The sequence below is a fragment of the Actinotalea ferrariae genome (assembly GCF_019733465.1).
GTDB lineage: Bacteria > Actinomycetota > Actinomycetes > Actinomycetales > Cellulomonadaceae > Actinotalea > Actinotalea ferrariae_A.
This window is the reverse complement of the sequence record NZ_JACVQL010000390.1, coordinates 1-5192: the sequence shown is the minus strand read 5'-3', so window position 1 is coordinate 5192 and position 5192 is coordinate 1. Positions and strand designations below refer to the sequence as shown.

The window sequence follows — 5192 nt, the reverse complement described above, 5'->3', positions numbered from 1 at the left end:
CGCTCGACGCGCGCCGCCGCGTGCGACGGCGTCAGCGCAGGCCGACGCGCCGCGCGAGGCGCAGGCCGGCGGTGAAGGCCTCCGTCCAGCGCTCGGCCGGCAGGGCGTAGAGGCGTCCGAGGCCCAGGCCCTGGTGGGCGCCGCGCTGTGTGGCGACCGTCTGCGTCCGGGTCACCGCGTGGATGCCCTCGGCACCGTGGCGACGGCCGAGGCCCGAGGCCTTGACCCCGCCGATCGGGGCGCCCGTGCTCCCCCACGCGGCCGCGTACCCGTCGTTGATCCCGACGGCGCCGACCTCGAGCCGCTCGGCGACGGCCCCTGCGCGTCGGAGGTCGCGGCACCAGACGCTCGCGGCGAGGCCCATCTCGCTGTCGTTCGCGAGCGCGATCGCGTGCTCGTCGTCGCGCACGCGCTGGACGGAGACGACCGGCCCGAACGTCTCCTCCCCCGCGACCGCCGCCTCCTGGGGCACGCGGTCCAGGACGGTCGGCTCGTAGAAGAAGGGGCCGACGTCGGGCCGGTGCACGCCGCCCGCGAGCACGACGGCACCGCGGCCGATCGCGTCCTCGACGTGGCGCTGCACGCGCTCGAGCTGTGCGGCCGACGTGAGGGATCCGACGTCGGCCGTGTAGTCGAGCCCGGCCCCGAGGCGCAGCGCCCGGACGCGGGGCAGCAGCTCGGCGAGGAACGCGTCGGCGACCGCCTCGTGCACGAGGAGCCGCTCCATCGAGACGCAGAGCTGACCGGTGTTGGAGAAGCACGCGCGGACCACGCCCTCCGCCGTGACCGCGAGGTCCACGTCGTCGGTGACGTAGAGGGCGTTCTTGCCGCCGAGCTCGAGCGTCGCGCCCACCAGGGCGTGACCGGCCTGCGCGGCGACGCGGCGTCCGGTCGCGGTGGAGCCGGTGAACACGACGTGGTCGACGGCCTCGATGAGCGCGCTGCCGACCTCGGCCCCACCAGCGACGACCTGGACCAGCCCGACCGGCAGACCGGCCTCCTCGGCGAGGGCGACGGCCCAGAGCGCGGTGAGGGTCGTCTGCGGGTCCGGCTTGATGACCACGCCGTTGCCCGCCACGAGCGCGGGGAGCGCGTCGCCGATCGAGAGGTTCAGCGGGTAGTTGAACGGGGCGACGACGCCCACGAGTCCCACAGGGTGCCGCAGCACGCGCACGGCCGTGAGACCCGGGAGAAGGCCGGGCACGCGCCGGGGGGCGAGGTAGGCCGGGGCGCGGCGGCCGTAGTGGCGCGCGAGGAGCGCCACGTCGGCGACCTCCTCGTAGGCGCTGCTGCGCGCCTTGCCGTTCTCGAGCTGGACGAGGTCGAGAACCTCGGACTGCCGGTCGAGGACGAGGTCGTGGAGCCGGAGCAGCACCGCGGCGCGCCGGTCGACGGGCGTCCGCGCCCACGCACGCTGCGCCCCACGCGCGAGGGCCGCTGCACGGACGACGTCGTCGGCGGTCGACGCGGGCACCTCGGCCAGCGGCGCACCGGTGAGCGGGCTGTGCGTCAGCGAGGACGGGCCCGCCGCGACAAGCCGGCTGGTCAGCCGCCGCACCTGCTCGGGCTCGAGCGCCCAGGTGGCCGTCGGATCGGTCTCGGGGTCCACGACGTCGGCGTCACGCATGGTGCCCAGGCTACGGCGGACGCAGCACAGCAAGGTGCCTCGACACCACTGCGCTCAGGCGCTCAGGCGCTCAGGCGCTCAGCATGTCGAAGAGATCCGGACCGTCCGGAGGGTGCTTCGCCCCGACCTCCTCAGGCGGCGAGTCCTCGGCCCGAGGATCATCCGGCGGAGCTTCGACCGGCGGCGATGTCGTCATCGGGGATCGCGTCGTCGGCGGCGGCCCCAGCTCCTCTGCTGGCGAGGCCCGGCCTGGGTCGCGCAGCGGCTGTCCGTCGCGGCGGGTGAACTCCCAACCGTGCGGGACGCGGGTGATGCGCAGGTCGCGCTCGTGCACGACGTCGTGGTGGTACCAGCAGAGCAGGACGCCGTTCACGGCGGACGTGTCACCGCCGCGGCTCCACCAGCGGATGTGGTGCACCTCGGAGAGCGTCGGGGGCGACGAGCAGCCGGGGTAGCAGCAGTGCCGGTCCCGCGCGATCACCGCGCGGCGGAGCTGCTTGGAGAACGGTCGCGTCGCCCGACCGACGTCGAGCACGTCCCCCTCAGGTCCGAAGACGATGCGGCTGATCTCGGAGTCGCACACGAGCCGCTCGAGAGTCGATCGAGGGATCGGCTCCCCGGACTCGAGCTCGGCCGGGGCGACCAGCACCGGCTCGAGGCCGGTGGGCGCCCGACGAGAGCTGTGCAGCCCGCGAGCGGCGCCTGCGACGGCACCAGCACCAGCACCAGCACCAGCACCAGCGTCGGCATCGGCATCGGCGTCGGCATCGGCGTCGGCATCGGCATCGGCATCGGCGTCGGCATCGGCGTCGGCGTCGGCGTCGGCGTCGGCGGCGGCGGCGGTACCTCCCGCACCTTCTGCCAGCTCGCGCTCGGCCGCGCGATCCTCCAGGTTCCGCATCGCCTCGTACGAGACCTGGACGCTCAGGTGGGGCCGGACCAGCGCACCCTGCCCGACCAGCCCGCGGTCGAGGACGAGCCGCGACACGTCGGCGAGCGCCGCGGCCATCCGCTGATCCGTCGTGCGCACGTCGTCCTTCGCCGGGACGCCGACCACCGCACGCAGGGCCGTCGACAGGAGCTCGCCGTGCTCGTGGGTGAGGAAGCCCGAGAGCGCGAGCCCGTCCCGGCGCCGCGCGAGCGTGAGGTACTCGCGGGCCTTGGCCGCGATGTGCTCCCGCTCGGCTGCCTCGTCGTCCACCGCGGCCGCCCATCGCCGCACGTCCTTGCGGAAGTCGTCGACGCCGAGCCGGCGTGCCTTCGCGAGGAGGAACCGCTCGTTGCGGTCGGGCAGGTCGCTCGCCAGCGCCGCGCGGCGCGCCGGCGAGGTGGGACCGAGCTCCGCCAGCACGGTCGCGTGCTCGAGGGTGATCCGACCGCTCGCGACCGCGTCGCGCGTCGCCGGCAGGTCCCCGCCCAGCGCACGCCCGAGCGTCACCTCGCGCTTCGCGGTGCCGTACGAGACGCCCTCCCGCTGCGCCGCCCACTGCGGGACGTCCCGGGCGCCGCCGGACGCGGCCCAGCGACCGTCGGCCTCGACCTGAGCGAGCAGACCGGCGGAGACCAGGCCGAGCCGGTCCCGCACCTCGCGCACCGCACGGTGCGCCGTGGCGGCTGCGACGCCGTCGAGGCCGCCGAGCGGGACCGTCGCGAGCTCGGCTGCGTCAGCGGTCAGGCGCGCGAGCAGCGCCTCGAGCCGCTCTCGCTCCATGCCCGCCATCTCCGCCATGGTCCCCCGCCCGCCACTCGCTCTTCGCCCGGTTCGTCCGGTTCAAACAAGTGTACGAAGAACCTCCGACACGGATGTCGGAGGGCCCGTCCGGGCTGGGGACGGGCCGCGCATGTGGATGCGACGGGGGTGCGACGCGACCGTCGGACGGCTCGGCCCGGCGGACCGACAGCAAGGACGCCCAGCAGCCAGCAGCCAGCAGCCAGCAGCCAGCGAGCCTCAACCAGCCCGCTACCCCAGCGCGAGCACCTCGCGCACGTCGTCCTCCACGAGCGCGAGCGCTGCGGCGCGCGCCTCGACGGCCGTCCGACCCGCACGCGCGGCCGCGGCCACCTCGCGGCACCGCTCGAGGCTGTGCCGCGACAGCGCGAACCGCACGCCCGGCACGGCCGACGGCGACATGGACAGCGACGTCACGCCCATCCCCACGAGCGCGAGCGCCATCACCGGGTCGGACGCGGACTCGCCGCACACGCCCACGGGCTTGCCGACGTCGGCCCCCGCTGCGGCGGCCGCCGCGACGAGGTCCAGCACGGCCGGCTGCCACGGGTCGAGCAGGTCGGCCAGCTCGCCGAGGAGCCGGTCGGTCGCCATCGTGTACTGCGCGAGGTCGTTGGTCCCGATCGAGATGAAGTCGACCTCCTCGAGCAGGTCACGCGCCCGCAGGGCGGCGGACGGCACCTCGACCATCACGCCGACCGTCCCGACCCCCTCCTCGCGCGCGATCGCGGCGAACCGTGCGGCCTCCTCGACCGTCGCCACCATCGGCGCCATGACCCACGGCTCTCCCCCCGACGCCGCCGCGGCCCGCCCGATCGCCCGCAGCTGCGTCCGCAGCAGGTCCTCGTCGGTGCGCACGAGGCGGTACCCCCGCACGCCGAGCGCCGGGTTCTCCTCGCCGGCCCGCGTCACGAACGCCAGCGGCTTGTCCGCGCCCGCGTCGAGCGTCCGGATCACGACCTTGCGGTCCCCGAGCGCCGCGAGCGCGCGCCCGTACGCCGTCGCCTGCTCGTCCTCGGTGGGCGCCGTCGAGCGACCGAGGAACAGCACCTCGGTGCGGAAGAGCCCCACGCCCTCGACGCCCTCGCCCACGCGCTCCGCGTCCTCCGCCGTGCCGATGTTGGCGAGCAGCGCGACGGCCTGACCGTCGCTCGTCGCGCCCGCACCGGTCACCTCGGCGAGCCGCGCGAGGCCCGCGGCGCGCGTGGCGACCCGCGCACGCACCTCGTCGTCGGGGTCGCGCGTCACCGTCCCGGCCGCGGCGTCGACGGCGACGACCTCACCCGGCTCGAGCACGGACGCACCGACCACCTGCACCACGCAGGGGATCCCGAGCTGGCCCGCGATGATCGCGGTGTGCCCCGTCGGGCCGCCCTGCTCGATGACGATCCCGAGCACCTTGTCGAGCTCGAGCGCGGCGGTGTCGGCCGGCGAGAGGTCGTCCGCGACGACGACGGACGGCTCGACGAGCGCCGGGACGCCGGGCTCCGGCAGCCCGAGCAGCCGCGCCACGACCCGGTCCCGGACGCTCACGAGGTCGGTGACCCGCTCCGCGAAGTACCCGCCCAGCTGGCTGAAGGTCGCGACGAACTCGCCCACCGCCTGGTCGACGGCGACCGCGGGGGCCGCCCCGTTCTCGACGCGCGTGCGCGCGCCGGTCCGGAGCTCGGGGTCCGCGGCCATCATCGCGGTCGCCCCGAGCACCTCGGCGATCGTGCCGCCCGCCGCGTCGGCACGGGCCTGGAGGCCTGCGGCGACGGCCGCGAACGCCTCCTCGACGGCGGCCACCGCGGCCGGCACGTCGTCGGGCGCGGCGGCCGACGGGTCGGCCCGGGG

At 75.8% G+C, this 5192-nt stretch carries 3 protein-coding genes; all 3 read right to left on the bottom strand.

Translation table 11 applies throughout. The annotated features are described in order from the left end of the window. Positions 1 to 31: 31 nt before the first annotated feature. Entirely contained in the window at positions 32 to 1627 is a 1596-nt protein-coding gene (locus tag ICW40_RS20185; RefSeq protein ID WP_221655762.1) for a succinic semialdehyde dehydrogenase, read from the bottom strand. A gap of 70 nt (positions 1628 to 1697) precedes the next feature. Next, entirely contained in the window at positions 1698 to 3338 is a 1641-nt protein-coding gene (locus ICW40_RS20180) for an HNH endonuclease (protein ID WP_221655761.1), read from the bottom strand. Between the two features lie 249 nt (positions 3339 to 3587). Next, a partial coding sequence (ptsP, locus tag ICW40_RS20175; RefSeq protein ID WP_221655760.1) for a phosphoenolpyruvate--protein phosphotransferase occupies positions 3588 to 5192 on the bottom strand: 1605 nt, incomplete at its 5' end.